This is a genomic window from Rufibacter radiotolerans (assembly GCF_001078055.1).
Lineage (GTDB): Bacteria > Bacteroidota > Bacteroidia > Cytophagales > Hymenobacteraceae > Nibribacter > Nibribacter radiotolerans.
This window is the reverse complement of record NZ_CP010777.1, coordinates 1064700-1090620: the sequence shown is the minus strand read 5'-3', so window position 1 is coordinate 1090620 and position 25921 is coordinate 1064700. Positions and strand designations below refer to the sequence as shown.

At 52.8% G+C, this 25921-nt stretch carries 17 protein-coding genes; 1 reads left to right on the top strand and 16 read right to left on the bottom strand.

Features of this window, described 5'->3' with window-relative positions; translation table 11 throughout:
* Positions 1-10: 10 nt before the first annotated feature.
* The 16 genes from TH63_RS04630 to TH63_RS04555 all read right to left on the bottom strand — a co-directional run bounded on the left by TH63_RS04630 (position 11) and on the right by TH63_RS04555 (position 24769).
* Entirely contained in the window at positions 11-775 is a 765-nt protein-coding gene (locus TH63_RS04630; protein WP_048922587.1) for a rhamnogalacturonan acetylesterase, read from the bottom strand.
* 122 nt (positions 776-897) lie between these two features.
* Positions 898-1296: a VOC family protein gene (locus TH63_RS04625; RefSeq protein WP_048919914.1), complete on the bottom strand. Its 399-nt coding sequence runs from the start codon at positions 1294-1296 to the stop codon at positions 898-900.
* Positions 1271-3292, bottom strand: coding sequence for an alpha/beta hydrolase family protein (locus TH63_RS04620; RefSeq protein ID WP_082161550.1), 2022 nt, complete (start codon positions 3290-3292; stop codon positions 1271-1273). The genes TH63_RS04625 and TH63_RS04620 overlap by 26 nt, the downstream gene beginning before the upstream one ends.
* A 260-nt stretch (positions 3293-3552) precedes the next feature.
* On the bottom strand, positions 3553-4350 hold the full coding sequence (locus TH63_RS04615) for a rhamnogalacturonan acetylesterase (RefSeq protein WP_048919912.1): 798 nt from the start codon (positions 4348-4350) through the stop codon (positions 3553-3555).
* 171 nt (positions 4351-4521) lie between these two features.
* On the bottom strand, positions 4522-6282 hold the full coding sequence (locus TH63_RS04610; RefSeq protein WP_048919911.1) for a glycoside hydrolase family 28 protein: 1761 nt from the start codon (positions 6280-6282) through the stop codon (positions 4522-4524).
* A 131-nt stretch (positions 6283-6413) separates the two neighbouring features.
* Positions 6414-8069 (bottom strand): glycoside hydrolase family 43 protein, encoded by a 1656-nt coding sequence (locus tag TH63_RS04605; protein WP_082161549.1) that lies wholly within the window; start codon positions 8067-8069, stop codon positions 6414-6416.
* 131 nt (positions 8070-8200) lie between these two features.
* Complete coding sequence (locus tag TH63_RS04600) at positions 8201-9880, bottom strand: FlgD immunoglobulin-like domain containing protein (RefSeq protein WP_197088636.1); 1680 nt, start codon at positions 9878-9880, stop codon at positions 8201-8203.
* 314 nt (positions 9881-10194) lie between these two features.
* Positions 10195-11184, bottom strand: coding sequence for a pectinesterase family protein (locus TH63_RS04595; RefSeq protein ID WP_048919910.1), 990 nt, complete (start codon positions 11182-11184; stop codon positions 10195-10197).
* 7 nt (positions 11185-11191) lie between these two features.
* The gene (locus tag TH63_RS04590) at positions 11192-12424 is read right to left on the bottom strand and encodes a glycoside hydrolase family 88/105 protein (RefSeq protein ID WP_048922584.1); all 1233 of its coding nucleotides are present in this window, start codon (positions 12422-12424) and stop codon (positions 11192-11194) included.
* A 75-nt stretch (positions 12425-12499) separates the two neighbouring features.
* The gene (locus TH63_RS04585; protein ID WP_048919909.1) at positions 12500-13444 is read right to left on the bottom strand and encodes a pectinesterase family protein; all 945 of its coding nucleotides are present in this window, start codon (positions 13442-13444) and stop codon (positions 12500-12502) included.
* 9 nt (positions 13445-13453) lie between these two features.
* A complete protein-coding gene (locus TH63_RS04580) occupies positions 13454-14854 on the bottom strand; it encodes a pectate lyase family protein (protein ID WP_231583547.1) in 1401 nt (466 codons plus the stop codon).
* Positions 14855-15002: 148 nt separating this feature from the next.
* On the bottom strand, positions 15003-16292 hold the full coding sequence (locus TH63_RS04575; RefSeq protein ID WP_048919908.1) for a DUF4861 domain-containing protein: 1290 nt from the start codon (positions 16290-16292) through the stop codon (positions 15003-15005).
* A 170-nt stretch (positions 16293-16462) separates the two neighbouring features.
* Complete coding sequence (locus tag TH63_RS04570; RefSeq protein WP_048919907.1) at positions 16463-17950, bottom strand: pectate lyase; 1488 nt, start codon at positions 17948-17950, stop codon at positions 16463-16465.
* Positions 17951-18008: 58 nt separating this feature from the next.
* The gene (locus tag TH63_RS04565) at positions 18009-19613 is read right to left on the bottom strand and encodes a DUF5123 domain-containing protein (RefSeq protein ID WP_076606403.1); all 1605 of its coding nucleotides are present in this window, start codon (positions 19611-19613) and stop codon (positions 18009-18011) included.
* Between the two features lie 32 nt (positions 19614-19645).
* Positions 19646-21487, bottom strand: a complete 1842-nt coding sequence (locus tag TH63_RS04560; RefSeq protein ID WP_048919905.1) for a RagB/SusD family nutrient uptake outer membrane protein — start codon at positions 21485-21487, stop codon at positions 19646-19648.
* Between the two features lie 18 nt (positions 21488-21505).
* A complete protein-coding gene (locus TH63_RS04555) occupies positions 21506-24769 on the bottom strand; it encodes a SusC/RagA family TonB-linked outer membrane protein (protein WP_048919904.1) in 3264 nt (1087 codons plus the stop codon).
* Between the two features lie 311 nt (positions 24770-25080).
* Between TH63_RS04555 and kduI the strand changes: the two genes are divergently transcribed.
* Entirely contained in the window at positions 25081-25920 is an 840-nt protein-coding gene (gene kduI / locus TH63_RS04550) for a 5-dehydro-4-deoxy-D-glucuronate isomerase (protein ID WP_048919903.1), read from the top strand.
* Position 25921: the final 1 nt, after the last annotated feature.

Sequence of the window (25921 nt, the reverse complement as noted above, 5' to 3'; positions counted from 1 at the left end):
ATAATTTGGATTAAGGGGTAACGGCAGGGGCAGTAATCCTTTTCGCCAGGTCCAGCTTCAGGGCTTTTACCTCCGCCAGAACAATCTGCGCCATCTCCAGGGCGCCGCGCTCGTTAAAGTGCGTGTCATCGGCTTTGCCTTCCGGATAGTTTGGATGTTGCCCCGGTTGCAAATGGAGGAACAGCTTTTTTGAATCTTCGGGGCCGTAGCTTTGGAGCAGTTCCTGGCTCTTTTTGTCCAGGTCAATGAGGCAGACTTTCTCCTTTTTAGCCACTTCGCGCACCAGCGCGGAATACGCCTCATGGGTGGGCTCAATTTTACCGTTGGCGTCAAACTTGCGCCGGGCCGCCGGGGTGATAAGGATAGGAATGGCTTTCTTCTTTCTGGCTTCGGTCACGAAGCGGGTCAGGTTTTGGGTAAACTCCTCTTCGGTGGCATAGCTGGCCTTGGTCTTCACCTCATCATTATGCCCGAACTGGATGAACACGTAATCGCCTTTCTTGAGGGCGCCCTCCACGGTTTGCCACCGCTTCTCGGTAAGGAAGGTTTTGGTGCTTCGGCCGTTCTTGGCGTGGTTGTCTATGGCCACCGATGGGTCAAAGAACGTGGCAAACGGCACGCCCCACCCTGTTTCTGGATAGGCCTTGGGGTCTTTGATAGACATAGTGGAATCCCCTACCAGGTACACCGTAATAGGTTTCTTTTTAACCGAAAGAAAAGACATGAGGGCCAACCCGCAAAAGGCCAGCACCAGGGAGAAGAAAGGAAGTTTCATGGCAGTAAAATTCAGCAATAAAGGAACAAAACAGGTTTTAGGTTACCGCGGTGGCTTTGCCATTAGCTCTACTCTTTTTCGTTTTGGGGCCGTTTTGGCTAAAACAGCCTCAAAACGGGAACCTATTCTTCCCGAGCTGCCAGAATAGGCGTTCCGCGTTTGCAGAGTTGCAGCGCCAGGCCCCAGGGATCACGGAGCATTACCAGGTGCGAACCGTCGGGAAGGTGCTGGTCGGTGACTAGGGTGGCCCCGGCAGCGCAGAGCCGCTCCTGATCGGCGGTGGGGTTTTCAGACACAAAGGCCAGGTGCACCAGCAGTGGGTTCATGGTGCGGTAGGGCGGCACCTCATGTGCAGGGTTCAGGTAAATTTCCACTAGAATGCGGCCGCTGTCATCTGCCAGAAAAGTTGTAAAAGGCGCTTCCGGCATTTGCCGTACCACCCGCATGCCCAGGTGGCGGATGTACCATTCGGCCATGGCCACGGGGTCTTCTACGTTAAGGGCGAAGTGCTCTAGTTTCATCTGGAATCTGCTTTAAGCGACGGCCGCATTTCTGCGCCAAGTCTGGTAAATCATAGTACTGTAAAATGCCCTGCACCACATTGGAAAACATGTCTTTTTGCAGCGGGCGGGTCAGGTAGTCCTCATAGGTTGTGAGGGACTTGGAGACAGTGGCTTGGGAGATGCGCTCATCCAGGAACACTGTGTGCGTCACCACCGGACCATACACTCCTTCGGCCTCAATAGAAATGGGTAACCCGGCCAGGCTTTTATTGCTCTGGAGAAAGTCTAACAAAGTAGTGAGGTCCTGCACCCGTTGCCCCAGCAGGGGGCGTTCCAGTTGCAGGGCCAGCACCGCGTTGCGGTACTCGCTGCTCCAATACTTGGCATCATTGAGTTTAGGGTCGTCCTGGGTTTCACCTATACCCCGAAGGTCTGCCAGCACCAGCACATGGCCGGCCTGCATCTCCTTTTGGATTAGGCTATCGTTCCTGGCCAGAGCCTCTTTTCCTTTGTCCTGGTCGGTTAACCGGATGATGATTTTCTTGGGTTTGGCCTTGCCGATTGGGGTGTAAATAAGGGCCGGGATGGGCAACTCGCCCTGGCGCATGATAACCCGTTTTTCCAGATGGTACTGCGGGGCCTGGCTTTGGCCGCTGAGTTCGGTAAACACCGGGTTTTGGTTGAGTTTCAAACCTATCACGTCCCGCACTTTCGCCTTGAGCGCGGCATCATAAGGTTGACCCCAAAAAGCCTGCCGCTGCGCGGATAGCTGCTTGTACATGGCCTGGTTCAGGGCGGGCACGGTGGTTTCCTGGGGATAGGTAGTGGTCACCTGGCCGGTGGAGGTGGCCCATAAATCCTGTTCTGTAAGCACGCCAATATTCCCTTCTTTCACGGGTCTGGCATCATTATACAACCATTGCCGGAACCAGGTCACGGCGGCTTCGCGCTTGGGTTGGGTAATGCCGTGCCCGTCTGGCCAGGTGAAGAGCTTTACCTTGTCTGGCTGCTGTAGCGTAGTGTAGATTTTCTGCAGTTCTTGTATGCCTTGGAGCGTGCCCTGGTAGTCCACAAAATCATTCTCGCCAGCCAGGATCAAGACCGGTTTTGGTGCGGCCGCAATAATGTAATCAGCGAATTCCAGGTTGCCCTCCCCGGGCAAGAACTGGCACCCGTCCGGCTCCCCGGGTAAGAGCATGTCCCGTTCGCGCTGGGAAAAGTAGCTGCAGGGCGCGGCCACTTTGATACGGTCATCATAGCCCAGCAGGTAGGCCGTCTGGGTTCCTCCGCCGGAATTGCCAATGGCGCCCATTCTGTCTTTGTCCACTTCGGGGCGGGTTTCCAGGTAATCCAGGGCGCGCACGTTGTCCCAGAGCATATAGGCAGCCACGCTGGTACCCACCAGGGTAGCGCCAGCGTTGAGCAACGTGTGCTCGGTGGTGGAGCCGCGGGTCAGGGATTTGCCGGTTTTATCGGTTAGCTGCACCCGCTCGCCTTGCGAGAATGGGTCTACGGAAAGGACCACAAAGCCATTGGCAGCGAAGAGCCGGGCTGTTTTCTGGTAAGAATCCGTGGCCTTGGCCGGCATCTCGTGCCCGTTCATGAGCAGCACCGCCGGGAACGGCCCCTTGCCCTCCGGCACGTACAGGTTGGCCGTCACGTGGTGGTTAGGCCGGCTCTCATACACCAGGTTCTCTATCGTGAACCCCTTCTGCTTCTGCTGTTTCGTGATCTTCGCGTTTAAAGGCTGTTTTTCCGGAAACGGGCCTAAAACGCGCAGGTACTCCTTTTTCACCTGAGCCTGGTAGGCTTTCATGGCTTCAGGAGAGCCAAGGGCCTGGGTTATTTTTTCGCGGCGGGCATCATAGGCTTGGTGCAGGTTCCGCACCAGGTAGGCGTTGTACGCCGTTTGCGCCTTGAAAGGCAATACCTGGGCCTGCGCCTCGGGCACCATTCCCGCCCCGGAAAGTAGGCTACAGATAAGAAAGGAAAGCGTTCTCTTCACTAAAACCATCTCACAAATTTAAATTAAGGGTAAGTCCAATGCAGGAGCCCAACCCTCGCGCAATCGATTAAGCATGACATTAAAAAAGAGGCAGTTCCTCAGTCACCGCCATTTCTATTGTCTAGAAAATTTAAGTATTTTCTGAGAGTCACGAAAAGAAATTACTTTCTGCGCAGAGGCTTTCTTTTATCTTTTTCCACGCCTTAAAGTGACTTGCTTCCTGTAGAAATTGTTAAAAGCTTTTTATTTTATTCTGCCAGTTCCAAACGCTATTTCACCTTCAACCCCTTCATGCCTTCAAATACCAACCTGGCCACTTCTTTAGCGCCATCAGGTTGAAAATGGGTGTTGTCTTTCTGGCCTTCGGGGTAGTTCTTAAACTTACCGGCCGGCAGGTTCATGAAGTAATTGGTAGAAACATACTCCTGGCCTTTGGCCGAGAAAGAATCTATGGACAGCTGCTGCAGGTCTATCAGGAGCACGTTCAGTTCCTTGGCCACGTCTTTTACCGCCTGAGGGTACTCGCCGTGCACGTTGCCAATCTTGCCGTCTTTCCAGGGGTAGTTGCGGGTAACGGGGGTGAGCAGGATGGGCGTGGCGCCTTTGTGCCGGGTCTGGTTCACAAAGAGACGCAGGTATTCTTTGTACCCCTGAATGTTCACGTACCGCTCTGGCTTGTCAACGGCCGCGTCATTATGCCCGAACTGGATCATGACCACATCATTCTTCTTTAAGGCCTGGAACACCTGCGCCCAACGACCTTCCTCAAAGAAGGTGCGGGTGCTGCGGCCGCCCCGGGCTTTGTCCAGCACCACGGCACTGTCCGCCTTGATCAGGGATTTGAGCTTGGACAGGCTGTCGGGCCGTAGGAAAGGCTGAAACACCTGTCCCCAGCCCATGACCGGATAGCGCTTGTTCAGATAGTCTTCGCCGTCATAGTCAGAGTAATCGGCCACGGTAGAATCGCCTACCAGGTACACGTGCACCACCTTCTTTTTAGAGGGCGCAAAAGACATGGCCACCACAGCTAACAACAGCAACAAAAACGCGAAAGACTTCTTCTTCATGATGAACAGGTTTAATAAGTAAAAAAAGGGTGGTCCGGTGCTACCTCCCACCCTTTCTATGAACCGGTTTAGCGTTTTGAGGCCGTTTTCCAGAAATCAGCCTCAAAACAGATCTTATCCTTAGTCAGCGGCTGCTGGCCAATAGGCATAATACTTTAATAGCTCTGGGCTTTATTTCAAGGTAACTGCTGCCTTGCTCAGGTCTTTCCCTTTGGAAATCTGGGTGGCGGCGTTGGAGAAGTCTTTGCTCTCCAGCTTTACGTTTTTGGTTAGAGGGCCAAGTACTTTCACCATGGGTTCTTTGGTCTGGTTGCCGGTCAAGCCTTGCACCTGCACGTCTTTGCTGTTGTAGATGGTAAGGGCGGGGCCTTTCTCGGTGATCACCTGCACATTTTTAAGCGTGATACCGGTGGCATCTACCGCCGAAATGCCGCGTTTGGCCTTCAGGTAGGCGTTTTCTATGTTCACGTTCTGCAGGTTCATCTCCGGCAGGCCTTGCAGGGCCACGGCCTCCTCCGCGCCAGACACGGTGATGTTCTTCATCCAGATATTCCGGAACGAGGGGGTTTCTTCGGTGACCGGCACCAGTTTCTCCACGCGGGCCTCCGTGCCGGCTTTCTGGTCTTCTTCCAGCACCGGCGAGTTGCCGCCGTAGAAAAGGTTAAAGCTGATGGCCTGGGTGGGGATGTTGATCATGTCAATGTTGGAGATCCAGATGTTTTCCACCAGGCCGCCGCGGCCACGGGTACTTTTGAACCTCAGGCCAATGTCGGTGCCCATGAAGGTGCAGTTAGACACGTGCACGTTTCTTACGCCACCAGACATCTCACTGCCCACCACAAAACCGCCGTGGCCGTGGTACACCACGTTGTTTTTCACAATCACATTCTCGGTGGGTACGCCCCGGTCACGGCCGTCTTTGTCTTTCCCGGATTTGAAGCAGATGGCGTCATCGCCTACGTCAAAGGTGTTGTTGTAGACCAGCGCGTTTTTGCAGGACTCCAGGTCCAGGCCGTCGCCGTTCTGGGAATACCAGGGGTTGCGCACGTTCAGGTTGCGCAAGATGATATCTTCGCACATAAGCGGGTGCAGGTTCCAGGCCGGGGAATTCTGGAAAGTGGGCCCGTCCAGCAATACCCTCTTGCAGTTCACCAAGCTCAGGAGCACCGGGCGCAGGTAATCTTTCACGGCCTCAAACTCCTCTTTGGTTTTGAAGTTGGGCACGTTGAAATTGTCTTTGCTGTCGCCTTTTCTGGATTGCGCGCTTGGGTACCAGGTCTTGCCGTCATCACTCAACACCCCGGTCTTGGTCAGGTTTTTCCACTGGGCATCGGTCATCTTGCTTTTCTTTACCGGGCGCCAGGCATCGCCGTTGCCGTCAAAGGTACCATCGCCGGTGATGGCAATGTTCTCCAGGTTCTTGCCCGAGATAGGCGATTGGCTCCGCCAGGTGTTCAAGCCTTCAAAGCTGGTTTCTATAAGCGGATAATCATTGAAATCTTTGCTGAAGATGACCATGGAACCAGCATCTGCGTGCAGGTTAATATTGCTTTTCAGCACGATTGGGCCCGTCAGCCACAGGCCGCGCGGAATGATCACGTGCCCGCCACCCTTGGCTGCCACATCGGCAATGGCCTGCTCAAACGCCTTGGTGTTCTTGGTGATGCCGTCGCCCACGGCGCCGTATTTGGTAATGGACACGCTGTATTCCGGGAACTTGGTTTCTTTCACTTTGGGCATAGCAAACTCAATGCCCTCATAAATGGAGGCGTCTACGCTGGCGTTGGAGAAGTTGCGGCCCGCCGTAGTGGAAGCTGATGCCCCAGCAGCTACACTGGCCCCCGACGTGGAAGGCTGTTGCTGGCAGGAAAGCTGTAACATGCTGGCTAGCCCCAGACTCAGCAGCAGGCTGCTCTTAAGTACGTTTTTCATATAGGTAAACTTTACGCGGTAATGCTGTTTGTTTCTGTTTGGGTAAAAGAGCCGCGGTAGTCACGCCCTCCCCCTTTCTGCTTTCTGTTTTAGGGCCGTTTTAAGAAAAACGAGCCCAAAACAGAAAACCGTTATTTTGTGATCCTGAACCAGTCAAAATCGGCGTAGCCGGAGTCATTGGTCTTTTCTTCGCGCAGGGCGAAAATGCCCACTTTGGCGCCAATCCATTTACCGACAGTGGCCGTGAAAGGCCCGCCGGCGTCCTTGAAGTTCTGTCCTTCTTCTGAGTAGCTGAACTGGCATTGGCCGCCCTTGCTCACCTGCACCCGGAAGTGGACTTCAGAGCCGGAGAGTTTCCCCAGGATCTGCTCTTTCTCGGCAGTCCCTTTATCGGCTTTTTGGGTAGTATTGTAGGTCAGGTACAGGCCGTCTTTCTTGCTGACCACTGAAACAAAGCCGTAATCTAAGCCCATGACCACTAAGCCCGTGCGCTCATTCTCCAGCTTAGGATTGGGGGTGAACTTGAGTTTGGTGGTAACCGTAAAGGCCTCGCCCGGAAATTTCTGAAGCAGCAGGTTGGGTACGTCCCAGAGGTTTTTGCCGCCCTGGGGCATCTGGTCGGTGAAGAGCCGCAGGTTTCCCTTGTTGGTGGTAAAAGCCCAGGTGGCCTTGGGGTTGGCGTGCCACTGCCACTGCAAGCCCAGGGTTGGGCTGGTGAATTCATCTGATTCCTGGGGCGTAACCACCGCATAGGATTTGCCTACGTTGGGTTTCTTGTAGGTCATTACCGGATGGCCTTTGCCGTCGCCGTCCGGGTCCTCGCCCATCACGGGCCAGTCGTTCACCCACTTCATGGGCTGCAGGTGCATCACGCGGCCGTAGGCCTCCTTGTCCTGGAAATGCAGGAACCAGTCTTCGCCGGACTTGGTGTCTACCCAGGCGCCTTGGTGCGGGCCGTTCACAGGGGTTTTGCCTTGCTCCAGCACAATTTTCTCCTCATAAGGCCCATAGATGTTCTTAGACCTTAAAATTAATTGCCAGCCTGTGGCCACGCCGCCCGCCGGCGCGAAGATGTAGTAATAGCCGTTGCGCTTGTAGAGTTTGGGGCCTTCCACGGTGGGGTGCGCGTCATGCCCGTCAAAGACCATGACGCCCTCGTCTAGCACTTTGGTGCCCTCGGGGTTCATGCGGTTAAGGGAAAGGATGCTCTTGATGCCCGCCCGGCTTCCGGCCCAGCCGTGCACCATGTAGGCCTGGCCGTCCTCGTCCCAAAACGGGCAGGAGTCAATCAGGCCCTTGCCTTCCATTACCAGCACCGGGGCCTCCCAGCGGCCCGCCGGGTTCTTGGTCTTGACCATGTAAATGCCAAAGTCCGGGTCGCCCCAGTAGATGAAGAACTCGCCTTTATGGTACCTGATAGAAGGCGCCCACACTCCGTTGCCGTGCTGCGGCTTGCTGAAGTGGTCATACGGCGGCAGCCGGTCAATGGCATAGCCGATAATCTTCCAATTCACCAGGTCTTTGGAATGAAGAATCTGCAAACCCGGAATGGCGTTGAAACTGGAGGAGGTCATGTAGAAGTCATCGCCCACGCGGCACACATCCGGGTCTGAGTAATCGGCGTCAAGGACCGGGTTCTGGAACGTGCCGTTGCCCAGGTCAGACACCCACACCTTGGAGGTTTCTCCGGTGGGGGCCGCCAACGACGCGGACGGGTGCATAGATGTTTTCTCAGCCTGGCAGGCGAACAATAGACTTAGCCCGGCAAGGTAGTACCTGGTTTGCATGATTACTTTTTTGGTTAAGAACTTTGATCTGGAGCAAAGCCTTATGGTTTTTTCCTCCAATCTTCCTGCCCTTCCTGCTTTTCTGTTTTGAGGCTGTTTTCCTTAAAACGGCCTTAAAACACTTCATTCATTTACTCCCGCACCAGCGCCACCCGTTTCACCACCCGGGTCTGGCCCAGTTGCAACGTGATCAGGTAAAGCCCGGGGGCTACTTTTCCTCCATTTCTGTTAGTACCGTTCCAGTTTAAGGCGTGGGTTCCAGGGGCAATCACCTGGTTTAAAAGCGTGCTGATCTTCCTACCGGACAGGTCTGAAACGATGACCGTGGCCTGGCCTTTCTGTGCTGCCCTGAAGGTAAAGGTGGTGGTTCCTGAGAAAGGGTTGGGTGACACTGCCGTGGCCAGCGCATCGGTTTCCTCTCCTGCGCCGGTGAGCGTGGCGTTGGCAATGATGCCGTTGAGGTATTCCTCCAGATTGGTGTAGCCGTTGCTGTTGGCGTCTGCGTTGCGGTCGGCGGGGTCATTGGGGTTCAGGCCGTTGGTGGTTTCCCAAGCGTCTGGCATGCCGTCTCTATCGGTGTCTGTGGGGGCCGGAAAGGAAGCCAGCACCGGCCAGCCGCCTACGGTGGTTTGGGTATCAATGATGCCTTTTGCGGCGCCATAGGCCCCGCCGTAAGTGGCGGTTCCGGTGCGTACCTCATTGATGATTCTGGTGTCTACCGGATCGCGCTTCAAACTGGCACCGCCCTGCGCCAAGACCGCCTCATACGCCTCTGCCGCGGTATGGTTTGTGGCCATGTGGTAGTCAATGGGGGCCTGTAACTGCACATTGGGCCGCTGCGCCGTGGGAAGGCTGGAGTCATAGTTCACCCCGCCGTTCCAGTTATCAGCCGTGACCGCCGCGTTGTTGTGAACGTTGTTGCCATTGATGTAGAACTTGCCATAGCCTGCGCCCCAGGTGGGGTCTGCCTCAAACGACACCTGTACAATGCGCGACCGCACCCCACTAGACGTGGCAGGCCCATATTTGTAGTAGTTGTTGACCATGTTGTAATTGCCGTTCTCGCCACCGTAGGCACTGTTGCCCCCCCAGTTGTAGATCACGTTGTTCCTGAAATCCACGTGTTCATTGGGGTAGGTTCCGCCATTGATGCCGGAGCGGCCACCGCCGTTGAAGCGGGGGTTGCGGCTGGTGTGGTGGGCCAACAGATTGTGGTGGAAAGAGGCATGGTCCCCGCCCCAGATGCCGCCGTAGCCGTGGTCGCCTTTGTCGTGCACCGACCGGTACAGGCTCTCGCTCAGGATGCACCACTGCATGGTGTAATTTCTGTTGAGATAGAAGCTGGCCGTCTCGTCTACTGACCAGCTCATGGAGCAATGGTCCAGGATGATGTTCTGGCGGTTGCGACCCCAGATGGCGTCATTGTCTACCTGGGCCTCATCACCTAACCTGAAGCGCATGTACCTGATGATGATATTGTCTGCGTCTATCATCACGGTTTGGTTACTGATGCAAATGCCGTCTCCCGGCGCGGTCTGGCCGGCAATGGTCAGGTCTCCGTTTCTAATGGTAAGGGAGCTCAACAGCTTAATGGTGCCGCTCACCCGGAACACGATGGTGCGGGGGCCAGTGGCCAATACCGCCGCCCTGAAACTGCCCGTACCCGAGTCGTTAAGGTTGGTGACCTCCAACACGACGCCGCCGCGGCCACCGGTGGTAAACCGCCCGAAACCCTCGGCCCCCGGGAATGCCAGTTGCTGCGCCTGGCCAATTCCTGCAAAACCCAACAGCAGGGTTAGGACAAGGGGCATTATTTTTTGTAGTGGTCTTTTCATTTCCTTCTGGTGGCTATAGGGTTGGCAACTGGCCTTCTCTCCCTGCGGAGGAAAACCAATTAAAGTCTCTTTGAAGGGGAGGAGCGCTTTCCAGGCCTGCAGAACGGTTTCCGTATTCGTTATTCAAATGCGTTCTGCCGGGTAGCCTGAGCTACTTCCCTTCCGGCGCCCCTCGCCTTCAAAGAGCGGACTATCTGTGGCCTTGCGGCTGTTTTTTTTTACTAAAGATCATTTTCCTGTTTTGGGGCTGTTTTCTGGAAAACAGCCCCAAAACAGGAAAAACCTGTCTTTTATTTTCCGGCCTGCGGCGCGGACTTCACGGCCAACGGGTTCCAGTCCCCGAAGATCTTTTCCAGGGTGTAGTCTTTGGCTTGCTCGGCGGTCAGTTGCTTGGCCCATTTCACGCGCTCGGTTTTAGAGGCGCCGGGGCCAGTGGAGTTGTACTCGGCGTACAGGACCTGCTTTTCGGCTTCGGGTTTGTTCCAGTTGTGCCAGCCGGCCGGGTTGATGTGCTTTCCCAAATAGCTGTTGATGAAAACAGTTTTGGCGAAGGGTCTCCAGGGACGGCCCAGGTAATAGGATTTCTCGGGCGCATCGCCGGTAAGGCGGCAGTTGAGGAACACGAATCCGTAGGGCTGCCCTTCTATGGTGGAGGCGGCGGTCACGAAGCTGCCCCCTTTCTTGGAGAAGATTTCGCAATTCTCAAACACGGCCGTAGACCACCCGAAGATAAAATCTGTGGTGCCCTCAATATAGCAGTTCTGGTAGTACTGGCGGCTTTTCTCGCCGTGTGGGTACAGCGTGTCCTGGAAGCCCAGAAAGCGGCAGTTCTTAAAGTGTACTTTGTCTCCGTCTACCCGTACGGCCACGGCCTGCCCTACCGGGCCCGAGGAGTTCTCAAAGGTGAGGTTCTGGGCAGTGAAGTCATCGCCGTACACAAAGAAGCTGGTGGAGCCGGTAGTGCCCATTTCCTCGCCAAAGCGGTTTTTCTTGCTGGCGAAGTCATCATAGGTCAGGATGGTTTTCTGCACGTCCTCTCCAATCAGGGTTACCGCGGTCTTAGTGGACGGCAAGGTCAGCTTCTCTTTGTAGACGCCCTTCTTAATAAAGATGGTAGTGGTGTTCTTCCGGAAATCCGGCACGGCGTTGATGGCTTCCTGCACGGTCTTGAACTGGCCGCTGCCGTCTTTGGCCACCACAAAATCATACGCCTGCGCCTGGGCCTGCCCCCAAAGAACACTGAGCAAAAGGAACAGGACTGTTGTTTTTCTGAACTCCATGTCTGCCTTAGTTAGAAGCCGATGCCTTACCTGTTTCCTCAAACTCCAGCGAAGCCATGATGAACGGCGACACCGCCTTGGGGTCATTGTCGCGCTTCTCCTCATTGATGTAGTACTCATAGGTACCGGAGCGGTACGGCGTACCCCCCAGGCCGGCCACGGCGCACACCTGCGTAATGCTGATGGTGCCGTCTGCGTTCTTTTTGATGAGGTTGCTCAGGATGCCGTTATAGCCCTTCTGGGCCACCTGGCGGTATTTCTGGTCTATGTAGCCTTGCTTGGAAGCCTTGATCAAGAAATAGGTGAACATGCTGGAGGCCGAGGCTTCCAGGTAATTGCCTTCGCGGCCGGTCTGGTCCACTACCTGCCACCAAAGGCCGGTAGCGGGGTCCTGGTATTGGGTAAGGGCGGTGGCCATTTTCTGGGTGATTTTCAGGACCTCGTCCCGCTGCGGGTGGTTCTTTGGCAGGAAATCCAGCACGTCTACCAGGGCCATGGCGTACCAGCCCATAGCACGGCCCCACACGTTGGGCGAAAGGCCGGTTTGCTTATCGGCCCAGGGTTGCTCGCGCTTCTCATCCCAGCCGTGGTAGAACAGGTTTTTCCCTTTCACATAGGTGTGCTTATCTACCAGAATGATCTGCTTGGCCACATCGTCAAACACGGCGGGTTCATTGTAAGTAGCGCCGTACTGGGCCAGGAACGGGGAGGCCATGTACAACCCATCCAGCCACATTTGGTGCGGGTAGATTTTCTTGTGCCAGAAGCCGCCTTCTGAAGTGCGTGGATGGGTGCGCATCTGGTCGCGCAGCTCGTCCAGGGCAATCTTGTATTTCTGTTGCCCCGTCTCTTTGTGCAGCGCGATCAGGAACTTACCCGGGTTGACGCGGTCAATGTTGTAGTCGGTTTTCTTGTAGGTCTTGATGGTGCCGTTCTCGGTGATCATGGTATCTGCAAACGCCTTGATGTAGGTGAAGTACTTGCGGTCACCAGTACGTTTCCAGACGCGTTCCAGGGCGCTTGCGAAAAGTCCCTGGGTGTAATCCCACTTCGGCTCTGGCCGGAAATCAATCATCCAGCCTTGCGGGCTGCGTTTCATCTCAGAATCTGCCATCCAAACCGACCAGGGCTTGCCGGAGGGATTCGCCACAGCCTGGGTCTCTGCAGCGGTTTGCCCCGAACGGCAGGCGACGCTAAGCAAGACAACAAGTAACAGGGTATAGGAGGTAAGCTTTTTCATAATCATTATCTGTTCAATTTTTGGGAGGCTGGTTTTGACCGGTTTTGGCAAAAACGACCTTAAAACGCAGGCTGGTTATTTAGTGGGGTTCCACTTGTCCTGGCCGGCCAACACGATTTCGGGTTTGAATCTTTTCGCCTCTTTTCTGCTCAGTTGCCTGGACCATTTTTCACGTTTGTCTGGGGCCGCGCCCGGACCTTTGGATTTGTATTCGGCGTAAAAGGTGGTTTTCTCGGCCTCGGGTTTCTTCCAATTATGCCAGCCTTCGGGCCTGATGAAGGCGCCCATCTCGGTGTTCAGGAACACCGTCTGGGCGTAAGGCCGCCAAGGACGGCCCAGGTACACTTTGGTCGCCTCTGGGGAAGCGGTGAGCTTGCAGTTTAAAAACACAAACCCGTAAGGCTGGCCCTGAGGCGTAGAGGCGGCGGTGATGTAGGAGTTCTTCTTGCAATGGATGGTGCAGTTCTCAAACACCGCCGTGGCCGGCCCGAAGATAAAGTCAGTAGTACCCTCGATGTAGCAGTTCACGTAGTACTGGCGGCTGTTGTCAACCCCGGCGTAAATAGTGTCCTGGTTGCCCAGAATGCGGCAGTTTTTGAATACGCAGCGGTCGGCTTCTACGTGCAGCGCCACGGCCTGCCCTACCGGACCGGCACTGTTCTCAAAGGTGATATTCTCGGCCCGGAATTCATTGCCCTGCACCAGCACGGTGTAAGACGTAAAGGTGTTAATGGCCCCCTTGCCGGAATAATCATCCCAGACAATGATGGTTTTGTCGCGGTCTTCCCCGATGAAGGAGATCCTGGTTTTCCAGGAGGAGATGACCAGTTTCTCTTTGTAGACGCCGTTTTTGATATGGATTTCCAGGCGCTCTTCCGGGAACGCGGGAATAGCGTCCAGGGCGGTCTGGATGGTAGTGTAGTCCCCGCTTCCGTCCTGGGCCACCACCAGCTTTTTCTGCTGCGCCTGGGCCAGGAAACCTAGCAAGGCCAAAAAGAATACCGCTGTCCACTTCTTCATGAGGTCTTTCTACTTAACCAGACTGTTGAGATACACCTCCACGTTGGAGTACTGTTTGTCTAAGGTGAACGCCGCGGCATCGGTGGCTTTGGTAGGGTCCAACTTTTGCTTCAGTTCCCAGGCATCGGGCATGCCGTCCTGGTCTTTATCCTCAGGCGCCGGAACCGATTTTAAAACAGGCCACCCGCCTACTTCCTGCTGCGAGTCAATGATGCCGTTCTGTTTTTTGCCGTTGGTAGATTTTCCGGAGCGTACTTCGGCTACCACCCGGGCATCTACGGCATCCCGTTTCAGGCTGGCGCCAGCGTTGTTGAGCACCGCCTCAAACGCGGCTTTGGCCTCCTGCGCGGGCACTGCCGTTACGGCAAAGGCTTTGGTGGTTTTCACGGAGTCTGGGTGATCACACTGCACGCCGCCGGCCCAGTTGTCTTTGGAAATCTCCGGGAAGCCCTCAATGTGGTTACCGGCCACGTAGAACTTGCCGTAGGGCTGCGAGGGGTTCACCAAACGGTTGGTTTTGGACTTAGGTGTGGCGGCACCAGCCTTGTAGTAGTTGTTGACCATGTTGTAGCGGCCTTTCTCGCCGCCGTAGATGTTGTTCTGGCCCCAGTTATAGATCACGTTGTTGGTAAAATCTACCAGTTCGTCTGGCGTGTTGGGCGTGGTGGTAGAACCGCTGAACCGTGGGGTTCTGCTGTTGTGGCTGGCCATGAGGTTGTGGTGGAACGAGGCTCCTCTGCCGCCCCAGATCCCGCCGTAGCCATGCTCTCCCTTGGCGTGTACTGACGCGTTCAGGCTTTCAGAAATGATACTCCACTGCAGCGTGAAATTCTGGTTGCGGTAAAAAGAAGCGCTTTCATCGGTGGCCCAACCCATGGAGCAATGGTCAATGATGATGTTATTGGCCCCTTTGTTAGCGCCAAGGGCATCGGCCTGCTGCGCGGCCTTGTTCCCTAGCCGGAAGCGCATGTACCTAATAATCACGTTATCGCCTTTCACGCTGACCGGGTAGTTCTGAATACAGATGCCGTCACCAGGCGCTGATTGCCCGGCAATGGTCAAATCACCGTTGTTGATGTCCAAAGCAGATTCCAGGAGAATGTTCCCGGAAACGGAGAAGACAATGATGCGGGGCCCTTTCTTCCGGATGGCTTCACGCAGGCTGCCGGGTCCGTTGTCATTCAGGTTTGATACCACCACTACCTGTCCGCCGCGGCCGCCGGTCGTGAACTTCCCGAAGCCTTCGGCCCCCGGGAACGCCAGGGCCTTGCTTGCCTCAGGGTTGGTAGTCGCCTTTGGGGTAGGGGGCGCGGCCACCGGAATGGCTTTCTGCGCGCATCCGGTCAGGCTGAAACACTGGAAGGCAACGCCCAGCAGGGCTATTTTAGAAAAGGTACGGTGTGTATTCATGGGTACTTTGTTTGCTAGGATAAAACCCGGTGGTCTTCTTATTTCTTTAAGAAAAGAACACGCAGGCTTGCGTTAACTTTATTTCTTGCTCTCTGTTTTAAGCCTGTTTTGGCCAAAACGTGCTCAGAACGGGAGGGCCCAGGGCCTTCTATTTCCTTACTTTCACCAGCACCGGGTTGGCCAGGTCTTCGGCTACCTGGGTCAGGTATTGGTGAAACTGCTTTTCAGTTTTAATGCCATTGGGCTCCAGTTCCCAGGCGGCCAGGAAGTAATACTCGGCCTGTCCGTTGGAGGGCTTGAGCTGCACCACGTGGTTCAAGGGATCCTCGGTGATACTGATCAGGTCCTGGGGCTTGAAGAAAACAGCAATGCCCACGTTGTCTGGCGGTGTATTCAGGGTCTGAGCGCCATAGGTGGCAATGTAGCCGTAGCTTTTCCCGGCCTCTCCCCTGGAGGAAACCAGTTTAGCAGCCTTGTCTTTGATTACCCCCGTGCTGATGTTTTGGGGCTGCCCGTTTTCAATGCGTAGTTGGTGGTGCGTGAGCCGGGTGCCGCCGTGGATGCTGAGTTGCGAATGGACGTTCAGTTTTTGGCCTGCCACTTGCCAGCCGTAGTAGTCGGTAAGAATAGAGGAATAGACGTCTCCGTTCTGGGTGATTTTGCTGTAGGTGCTGTCGGTTTTCTCTACGCGCACGGCCTTTCCGTTCTCAAAAATGGCCAATGACCCAACGCCCAGGGCTTTGCCTACCTTCAGGATGTCCATGCCCCAGGGCTGCGCGTTGTGGTAAGAATCATACCCGTCCAGGCCCACCTGCTGCAACACCATGTTGTTGGTCTTTTTCCCGAATACGTCCACGCCATTGCGCCAGTCCAGGTAAAAACGGTAGGCCACCTTGTCAGATTCCCAACCCGGGCCTTCATAGCGCAGGAAGAAGGAGTGGTCCGTTACCTCATCGGGCACACGCAGGGAGTCAATGTTCTGGAAGGTGCCGCCAATGTATTTGCGGTTCTCAAACTTGCCGCCCACTTTCTTGGAGAGTTCGGCCTGGGTGCGCTTGGTGTAGGTGTGTTTGTTGGTGCCGGTCTTGTTGAACCTCACGGTGAGTTGCCGGGTCTCCCCTGCCTTCATGTTATCCAAGACCAAGCCGATGCCCTTGTTAAAGGTATCTTTGGCGTTGTATTGGCTGGGAACCTCGGTGGCGCCATCGGTCACGATAAACGCATTCCGGTTAAAGCCAGCGCCCTGCTTGGGCAGATCGGTTTCCTTGATCAGGACCAATACATTCCCCCGCTGGCGCTTAAGCGGGTTGGTTACCTGCACCGTGAACGACTCAGGGAATTCAGCTGAAGCAGAAGGCTTGCTTGAGGTGCAACCAAAATGAAGGAGCAGGAACAAGCCAGCTAATAGGGTCAACCAGGAAGGGTACTTTCTAATCATAGTTCAAGTGATAAATCAAAGGTTCATAAGACTGCTGCTTTGGTTTTGAATAGCGGCAGAATTCTGGGTTGTCAGCCCGTGTAATCTTAGCACTTCGGGCTAAAACCGGCAGGCGGTTCCAGCTTTCTGTTTTGAGCCTGTTTTCAAGAAAACGGCCTTAAAACGGATTTTTATTTCTGGCCTTCAATGATCTGCTTTACCAGGCTGTTGAGGTATACCTCCACGTTGTCATACCCGGTGCTCAGGTGCTTACCGTTGGCCTGGGGTTTGGCAGGGTCCAGTTTCATGGCTTTTTCCCAGTCATCGGGCATGCCGTCATTGTCTGTGTCTATCGGCGGCGCCAAAGACTGGAGTTCAGGCCAGCCGCCCACGTCTGCCTGCGAGTCAATGATCCCGTTGGTGCTGCCTTTGGAGCCGGCAAAGGAGAACGTCTTTTTCTGCACGTTGTCCAGCACCCGCATATCCACGGCATCACGTTTCAGGGAAGCGCCTGCCCAGGCCAGCACTTTGCTGTAAGCATCAAGCGCAGTGTGGGTAGCCACATTGTTGTTAATGGGGTGCGGAGTTGCCCGGCGCATGGCGGCTTTGTCGGTTTCTGAGACAGTGCCGTAGCTGCCGTGGAACTGGTTGTACACGCCGAAGGTCCAGTTATCATTGGTTGGGTTGGTTCTGCCCTCCACCACGTTGCCGTCAATAAAGAACTTGCCCCAGATGTCATAGACCTCGGTGCCGGAAATCTTGTTCTTGTCAGGGGAGAAGATGCGGTCCAGTTTGGTGGAAGCCGGACCTGGCTTGTAGTAGTTGTTGACAATGTTGATGTTCATGGCCTCTCCACCATAGGCATTGTTGGTAGGGCCCCAGTTGTAGAAGACGTTGTTGCGCACATCCACCAGGTCGGTGAGGGCGAACGCCTTTCCGGCTTCCTCGCCATAGCGGGGGTCGCGGCTATCATGGTGGGCCATTAAGTTGTGGTGGAAAGAGGCGTTTTTTCCTCCCCAGATGCCGCCATAGCCATGGGCTCCTTTGTCATGCACCGAAATCCGGAGGCTTTCCGCGATGATAGACCACTGCATGGTGAAATTCTCATTGTTGTAGAAAGACACGCATTCATCCGTAGACCAACTCATGGAGCAATGGTCCACGATAATGTTTTTATGGAACCGTCCGCCCAGGGCGTCTGCTTCCTGGTCGCCCTCGTCTCCCATCCTGAACCGCAGGAACCGGATGATCACGTTATCTGCGTTCACGGTAACCGGGTAATTCTTAAGCGTAATACCGTCACCGGGCGCGGTTTGTCCGGCCAGGGTCACGTTGCCGTAGTTAATAGTCAGGTTAGACTTTAAGGCGATGGTGCCAGATACTTTGAAGAGAATGATTCTGGCCCCGGTCTTGTTCACGGCCTCCCGTAAGCTGCCGGCGCCAGCATCATTTAAGTTGTTGACATACACCACGGCTCCTCCCCTGCCGCCGGTTACATCCTTCCCAAATCCTTCGGCCCCCGGGAACGCCAGGGCAGTTTCCTGCACCGGGGTGGGACCCACTTCTTCCTGTACCGGTTTAGGGTCTTGCTGCGAGCCTTTGCAATCTGTAAAGGACAGGCTGATTAAAATGCCCAGGAGAAGTAAAAGCGTACTGACTTTAAGGGGGGAGGTGTTCATTTCAAAACAATAATTCAGGTGCCGCCTACGGGAGAGGCGGCACCTGATGATTACTAAATTATCTCCATCTTGGGTCACCTGCCGTGGCTTTGCCCGGGAAGGCGGCATCTTTAAGGCGGAAGTTTCCGTTTTTAGGATCTTGCCACAAGTTGAGGGAGGTAGCAGAATAAGGTGTCACCCCAGGGATTTGGTTAGACGTGGCCACGTAATCTGCGGTGGTATAGGTACCAGTAGCCTCTACCAAAGTGGCAGCATTGGCTCTTACTCCCCTAATGGCCTGGCTTCCGTTTTTCCCAATACCCAGAATAGAGTTTTTGATCTTGATGCCATTGGTCACATTGTTGGTAGGCGACGTTGAATAATCCACCAGGTAACCACCTGCCAAAGGTGACTCATTCACGGTCACGTTCTCTATCAGCACAGAGGTAGAATTGTTTCTACTGGTGACAATTTTCTCTGCTTTGTAGATAGTGGAGTTTTTGATCACAATGTTCTCTACTTTGGAGGTCACCACATCTACGTTGATCACGCCATAGCTTCCAAGGCTATCCATCACGCTGTTATTCACCGTGAAATCTGTGATGGTCACTGGCGAAGTCTGTAACCTTACAATGCCTCTGAACATGCTGGCCCTTACGTTATCAAAGGTCATGGTTTTGATGGTAGAGGCAGTATTGATATTGAACACGTATTTAGAGGTTGCGTTGTCACTGCTCATGTTCACATCCTTGAAAACAAGATAGTCTATGTTGCTTCCGGCGGTGATAGCGAAGTTACTTGTCATGTAAATAGAAGCCAGGTTCTGCTCCGTTAAATCTGATCCGCTGGTGATCGTCACTGATTTATCAAGGCTGATAGCAGAGGTGATGTTATACGTGACCCCACGCTTCAGAATGACCGTACTGCCATTCGGGATTTGCGGGAGGGTGTCCTGCAATACACCTGGTCTGTTGAGGATTCCTCTCAAATCAATGAGGTTACCGGCAAGTGGCTCACTGGTTCTGAAAGTGGTAGTACCTCTGCTTTTAGCACCAGCGAAGATCTCTGCCGTGTAGGAAGTTTTGGAAGCCAGGTTATCTACCAGAACTGTTCCTGAAGCTAAATCTGCCTGAGTTAGAGTAATTTCTCTAGGGGCGCCTGTGGCACTGGTAAGCACAATTTTAGTAAGCTCCGTTCTAGAGGTAAAGCGTAACCGTACCGCCCGGTCAGACACATCTGTGCTTTTCACCGGGTTGTCCAGGAACAACTGTGCCCCTCTGATGGAGAAACGGTTACTGGTCAATGGCTTTGACTGCTCCCCGCTATTGTCCTTGGAGATAGTTCTAACCCGGGCAAAGTAGAATTCCTTGGGAGTTAACTTATCATCGGTGATCGTGATGGCCGTAGTATCTGTTACCCCGGTAAACACGATTGGTGTAGCAAAGAGGGTGTCTTTGGCTACTTCCACTGAATAGGACACCTTACCGGCTACGGTATTTGGCGGGGTTTTCCAGGATAGTTTCACCTCAGATTCACCGCTGGTGGAAGCAATCACGCCAGCAGGCTGGAACATGCGCATGGGCTCCAGGTTTTCCTCGTCTTCCTTACAGGAAGCTATGCCCAGCACCAGCAGCAAACCTACTGGGTATATTAATTGAAAAAACTTTGAACGTAATGTCTTCATTTCTATATCTGATTATAAGTCAAAAGCTTTTATTAATACCCGTAGTCTTGCGTTAATCTGTAGTTCTGGCTTATGATCCCGTTGAAAATTGGGAACAGCTCAGAGTGGTTCTTCTTGAACTGGCTGGCAAAACCTCTGGTGGGTCCGGTAATATGGGCCTCTGTGATAGAGGTTCTCCAACTTATTCTGGTGTACCCGTCTGGGGCAGTGGTAATGGAAGAAGGTTCATACATGACCTTGGTCACATTTCCTCCGAACAAATTGAAGTCCAGCATTTCCTGGCGGGCAGAAGCGTTAGGACCTAACAACGGCGTAGGCTTGTAGAACACATACTGGGGTACGTTGGCATACCGACCGGTACCGTCCATCATGGCCCGTAGATCGGCTCTTACTTCCAGGATTCTTGCCTCTAACAGGTTCCAGCGGATAAGGTCATACTTCCGGACTCCCTCTCCCCCGAACTCAAGATAGCGCTCCTGCACAATGGCTCTGAAGAAATCATCCTTATTAGATGGGGTAGCAGGCATTCTGTTCTCATACTGGTCAATGAAGGCTCTTTTTCTCACTTCTTCCAGGGCCGCCTTTGCTGCTGCCGTAGGTCCGTTCAGTTCATTCTCCGCTTCAGCAAACATCAATAGAACATCTGCATATCTGATAAGGGGCCAGTTAATGCCTAGGGTCTGGTTGGTACCGGCAATGTTGGTCCAGTATTTTCTGAATTTACCTTCTCTCATCAACAGAGGGGTAGTCAGTAATTTATTGTCATTGTTGGCTTTGGTGTCTACCTGGAAGTAGGCAAGCGTCACGTCTCTTCTCGAATCTCCAATGGAGTCAAACTCATAGAAGTAGGTGGGCACCGCTTCTACCAGGCCGTTGGCACGACCATAGGTACTTGCCTCGGCAATTCTTGGGCCGTTTCCATACCCAAGTTTCGTATCAGTACGGGCATTTCCGCCGAAGGCGCCCACTTGCCACACATGCTCATAGGTCGCATCCGTTACCCCGTTGCCATGTAAGCTTCTGAATACGTTCTCAAAGCTTGGGTTCAGGGCATGTTGTTTGCTTTGGATGACAGCCCAGGCCTCATCTCTGGCAATCTGGTAGAACTCCTTATAATTGGCTCTGCGCTCTACAATCTTGCTTTCTCTTCTTAAGGCATACCCGCCACGGGCCAGGGCTATTCTGGCACGCAGTCCTTTTACAGCCCCTTTGGTCACCCGGGTAGTGGGGGAACCAGACTCTCCTCTCCAGGGAACCAATTCAGAAGCAGTAGCCAGATCAGCTAACAGTCGGTCATAGATCTCATCCTGGTTTGCTTTTGGCAGGTACAGGTCAGGCATATCGGCGGAAGGCTCAAACTGGGCAGGCACATCTCCCCAGTTTCTGATCAGTTCATAATAGAACTGCGCTCTAAGCGTAAGGGCCTCGCCTAAGAAACGGCGCATGGTCGTTTGCTGGGCAGGGGTACCACTGGTGTAAAGGGAAGAAAGCGGAATGTATTTGATACAGATGTTGGCGCGTTCAATTCCTCTGTACAGTTGCAGGAAAGGATTCTGCAAATCAGTATAACCGGCGCCTACCTCAAAATGGGCAATACCACTTCTTGAAATAGGGTCAAAGTCTCCTCCAAGTTTGAAGTCATCAGACCCATTGGGGAAAAGCGTGGAGATCCTGCTTCCGTACCCGTCATCACCGGGCAGCATGTTGTAAATACCGGTTATGGCAGACTCTGTATAACCAACACTATTAAAAATGGCGTCCTGTGACAGCGTAGAAGGATTTTCAACTTCCAGGTAGTTTTCGCAGGAGCTTATGGCCATCAAACCACTAAGACTAAGCGGGATGATAAAGCTTTTTAAGATATTTCTTTTCATTGTTGCTCTTTCAAAAAATTACAAAGTAACGTTAATACCACCTAAAATGAACCTGCTGCGCGGATAGGCCGCATAGTCAACACTTGGCGTGAGGGGTGAATTTCTTCTGGTGTTGGCCTCTGGGTCATACCCGGTGTATTTGGTGAAGGTGTGCAGATTGTTCACCGTGCCATACACTCTTAGTTTGGAGATTACCCTGGTTTTCTTGACCAGCGCCTCAGGAATACTGTACCCTAAGGTAAGGTTGCTGATTCTTAAGAAAGATCCATCTTCAATGGCAAAAGAATGCATGAAGTAGTTCCCTAATGATGGTCTCCAGTATTTTGCGTTGGCATTTAGCGCTTTAAGTTGCTCTGGGTCAGATACTCTCTGTCCGTTGTCATCATACAATTTAAAGCGGTCATTCATCAGCGCCAGCATATTGTTGTCTCTGGTAGTGTATTGGGTGGTGAACTCCAGCTTGTTGGCATTATACACTTTGTTGCCATAAGAAAACACCAGGAACACACTCAGGTCAAAGCCTTTGTAAGCAAACTGCTGATTGAAACCACCTGTGAATTTAGGTTGCGCGTTGCCCAGAACGGTACGGTCTGAAGTGGAGATCAAAGAGTTGTTATCATCTGTAAGGTCTTTCAGCTTCAGGTCACCTGGCTGGGGTTGTCTGTTACCCAAAGCTACGCTTGAGCTATTGGCCACACCTTCCTTCAACACATAGGTCCAGGTATTGGTAGAAGCATTGAAAGTGGCATTGAAGTCATCAACCGTGTAGTATCCATCTGTAACGTAGCCATAGAACTGGCCTACGGGCTGCCCTACTTCCACTTTGAAATCTTCTAAGGAGTTAACCCAACCGGATTGTACCAGATAAGACTGTTTTGGCTGCCCGGAAGGATCCAGACCCAAACTCACAATCTTGTTCTGATTTTTTGAGATGTTGAAATTGGCATTCCATCTAAAATCACCTTTGTCTACTACTACGCCGCCCAACTGCAGTTCAATACCTCTATTTTCGGTTTCCCCAATATTTTGGAGCTGGGTAGTATAACCACTGGTCTGCGGAATGGTGGCTTCTAACAGAAGGTCTTTGGTTTTATTCTGGTACACATCAACTGAACCTGTTAAACGGTTTTTGAAGAAGGCGAAGTCAACCCCCAGGTTTTTAGAGAGAGTAGACTCCCAAACCAGGAAAGGGTTGGCTAAAGTAGGAGCCACATACCCCGGGGTAATGGCTTCACTGAAAGCGTATCCGTCATTGGTGCCAGCCGTGTACATGGTTCTGAACAAGTCAACCCCAATCCTGTTATTTCCTACTGTACCAATACTTAAACGCACTTTAAGGTCGCTTAACCAATCCTGAGCAGTTTCCATAAAGGGCTCATCTGCCGCACGCCACATCAAAGACGCAGAGGGGAAAGTGCCGTAGCGGTTGCTTTCTGCAAAAAGAGAAGAACCATCACGTCTTAAATTGAAATTCGCAAAGTATTTGCCTTTGTAGTTATACCCTACTCTTCCAAAGAAAGAGAGAAGTCTGGTGCTGGATTCACCAGTAGAAGGGCTCTCCTGGATCAGACCTGCGGGTGCAGTGGCTTTCTGGATTCCGGCAAATGCCTGATCTGGGGTAATGTCAACTGGAAGCCATTTGGTGCGGATTCCTTTGGCTTTACTGTTCCACTCCACTAATTCATGGCCCAATAAGAAATCAATATTATGATCTTCACCAACCTTCTTTTTGTAGGTTAACGTATTGGTGTTGGTTAAAGAAAAAGCCTCTCCAGAGTTCATATCTACTACTGGCTGGTCATTGTTCTGTCTGGCAATACTGGTCACAGGGCCGCTATAGGCATTTGTTTTTCTGTCTAAGGCATTTACCCCTACCACTGTTCTAAAAGTAAGGTTCTTGATGATGTCATAACTGAACCAGCCGTTCACGATAATGTCATTGCGGTAATCGCGTCTGGTTTCACTGTTGGCTAACAGCACAGGGCTGGTCAATTGAGTGCTGCTGGCATAATCTACATCAAATTCATCTACCTGGCTTTCAAACCCGGGCGCCACAAATGGTCTGTACCGCACAGCATTTCTTAATCTGTTGTTGCTTTGTGAACCGGTACTGGAAGTACCTACCCCGTCCACGCGCTGGCGGCTATACCGGGTAGTTAACCCAACCTTGAAACGGTCGGTGACTTTATGGTCAAACTTGAAAGACGCCAGAGTTCTTTCATAACCAGAATTGATCATGATCCCCTCCTCCTCGGCATGGTTCAGGGTAAAGTTGAAGGAAGTTTCTTTAGAACCACCAGTCACCCCTAACACATGGGTTTGATTAAAGGCATCGCGGCCAAACACTTTATCCTGCCAATCAGTCATTGGCATATTTTTATAGATATCTAAATCTTCCCATCTCCCATACCGGTCTCTGAAAGAGGCACGGCTTTCCTCGTTTGTATTAGTGAACAGGTTGTAAGACTCATACTGGTACAAGGCATAGTCATACGGGTTCATCACTTTCAACTTGTTCACTATGCTTCTTACCCCAGCGTAGCCCGTGTACGTTACCTGCGTCTTTTGCTCTCTTCCTCCTTTGGTGGTAATAATCACTACCCCGTTGGCGCCCCTTGCTCCGTAAATAGAAGTAGAAGCCGCATCTTTCAACACGTCTACCGACTCAATTTCCTGAGGAGAAATAATAGACAAGGCATTTTCCATCTGGATACCGTCTACTATATATAGAGGAGAGTTATCCTGGGTGAGAGATCCGCCTCCGCGTACCCGCACCTGAATATCAGCCCCTGGTCTACCTTCCGTAGTGGTTACCTGCACCCCGGCCAATCTACCGGCCAACGCCTCAGCGGCCGTGCTTACCGGTATATCCTGAATGTCTTTTGCGGTCACAGAGGCCACTGAACCTGTCAGTTCTTTTCTGGTCACGGTCCCGTAACCTACTACCACCACTTCGTCTAATGCCTTGGCATCTGTACCTAAGGTTATGTTAACCGTGGTCCGGCCGTTAATGGCTACTTCCTGCGTCTGGAACCCTATGTAAGAAAACACCAGCGTGCCGGTGGCCGAAGGCACCTTAATAGAATAGTTTCCCTCAATGTCTGTGGCATTGGCGGTGGTGGTACCTTTCAAGAGAACGGTCACACCTGGCAGGCCTTCCTTCTTTTCATCGGTCACCTTTCCGGTGATGGTGACAGTCTGTGCGAAGGCACCTACTATGGCAGTAAAGAAAAAAGCCAACACCAATAGATACCGGCTCTTTTTAAGTAATGCTTGTTGCATGGGTAACAATTAAGGTTTTGTTAATAGACGAGGAAAAGCAGCGGCGGCAACGGATATACAAGTAATCTGCGCAACCGATTGCATATTTACCATTATTTAAATTCTTTCCCAAAAAAATTGCGTTCTTTTTTAACACATTCCTAAAATATCGCGTTATCAAGGCAAGCAATTAACATTTTTTAATTAGATTAGCATGGAAGCAGGAAATGGGAAATACCCTCTGTTAAAATTTTTATTCCCTAAAGCAGGTCCACCGGATTGATAAATTTGTAATTTGCGCAAACGATTACACCTTTCACCCTATATATAACATGAGCGTTTACCACACCACCAGGCATACCATCCACCCCCAGGACTTCAAGGGGTATGACACGGCAAAGCTGCGCGAGCACTTCCTGATTGAGAATCTTTTTCTGCCAGACTCGGTGCAATTGGTGTATACTTTATATGACCGTTTAATTGTAGGGGGTGTGCAACCGGTAACGGGGCCCGTACAACTGGAGACCTTCCCTACCCTGCGTTCTGAGAATTTCCTGGACCGCCGTGAGATAGGGATCATCAACGTGGGCTCTGACAGCACCGTGACCGTAGACGGCCAGGTGATAGAACTGAAGGCCAAAGAAGCCTTGTACATAGGCAAAGGCGTGAAGGAGGTAATCTTCCACCCGGCCCCGCAAGGGGGTGCCCGGTTTTACTTCAACTCCGCCCCTGCCCACCATACCTACCCCACTAAGAAAGTTCAACTGAGCGAGGCCGAAACCGTGGAAATGGGTTCCCTGGAGAACTCCAACCACCGCACCATCCGGAAAGTGCTCATCAATTCCGTGGTGGAAACCTGCCAACTGCAGATGGGCCTCACCGAACTGAAGCCCGGCAGCGTCTGGAACACCATGCCAGCCCATACCCATGACCGCCGCATGGAGGCCTACTTTTACTTTGAAGTGCCGGAAGACCAGGTCGTGAGCCATTTTCTGGGAGAACCCCAGGAGACGCGCCATATCTGGGTAAAAAACAATGAAGCAGTCCTCTCTCCGCCCTGGTCTATCCATAGCGGGGCAGGCACCTCTAACTATACCTTCATCTGGGGTATGGCCGGAGAGAACCTGGACTACAATGACATGGACAAATTCCCCATCACGGACCTTAAATAGC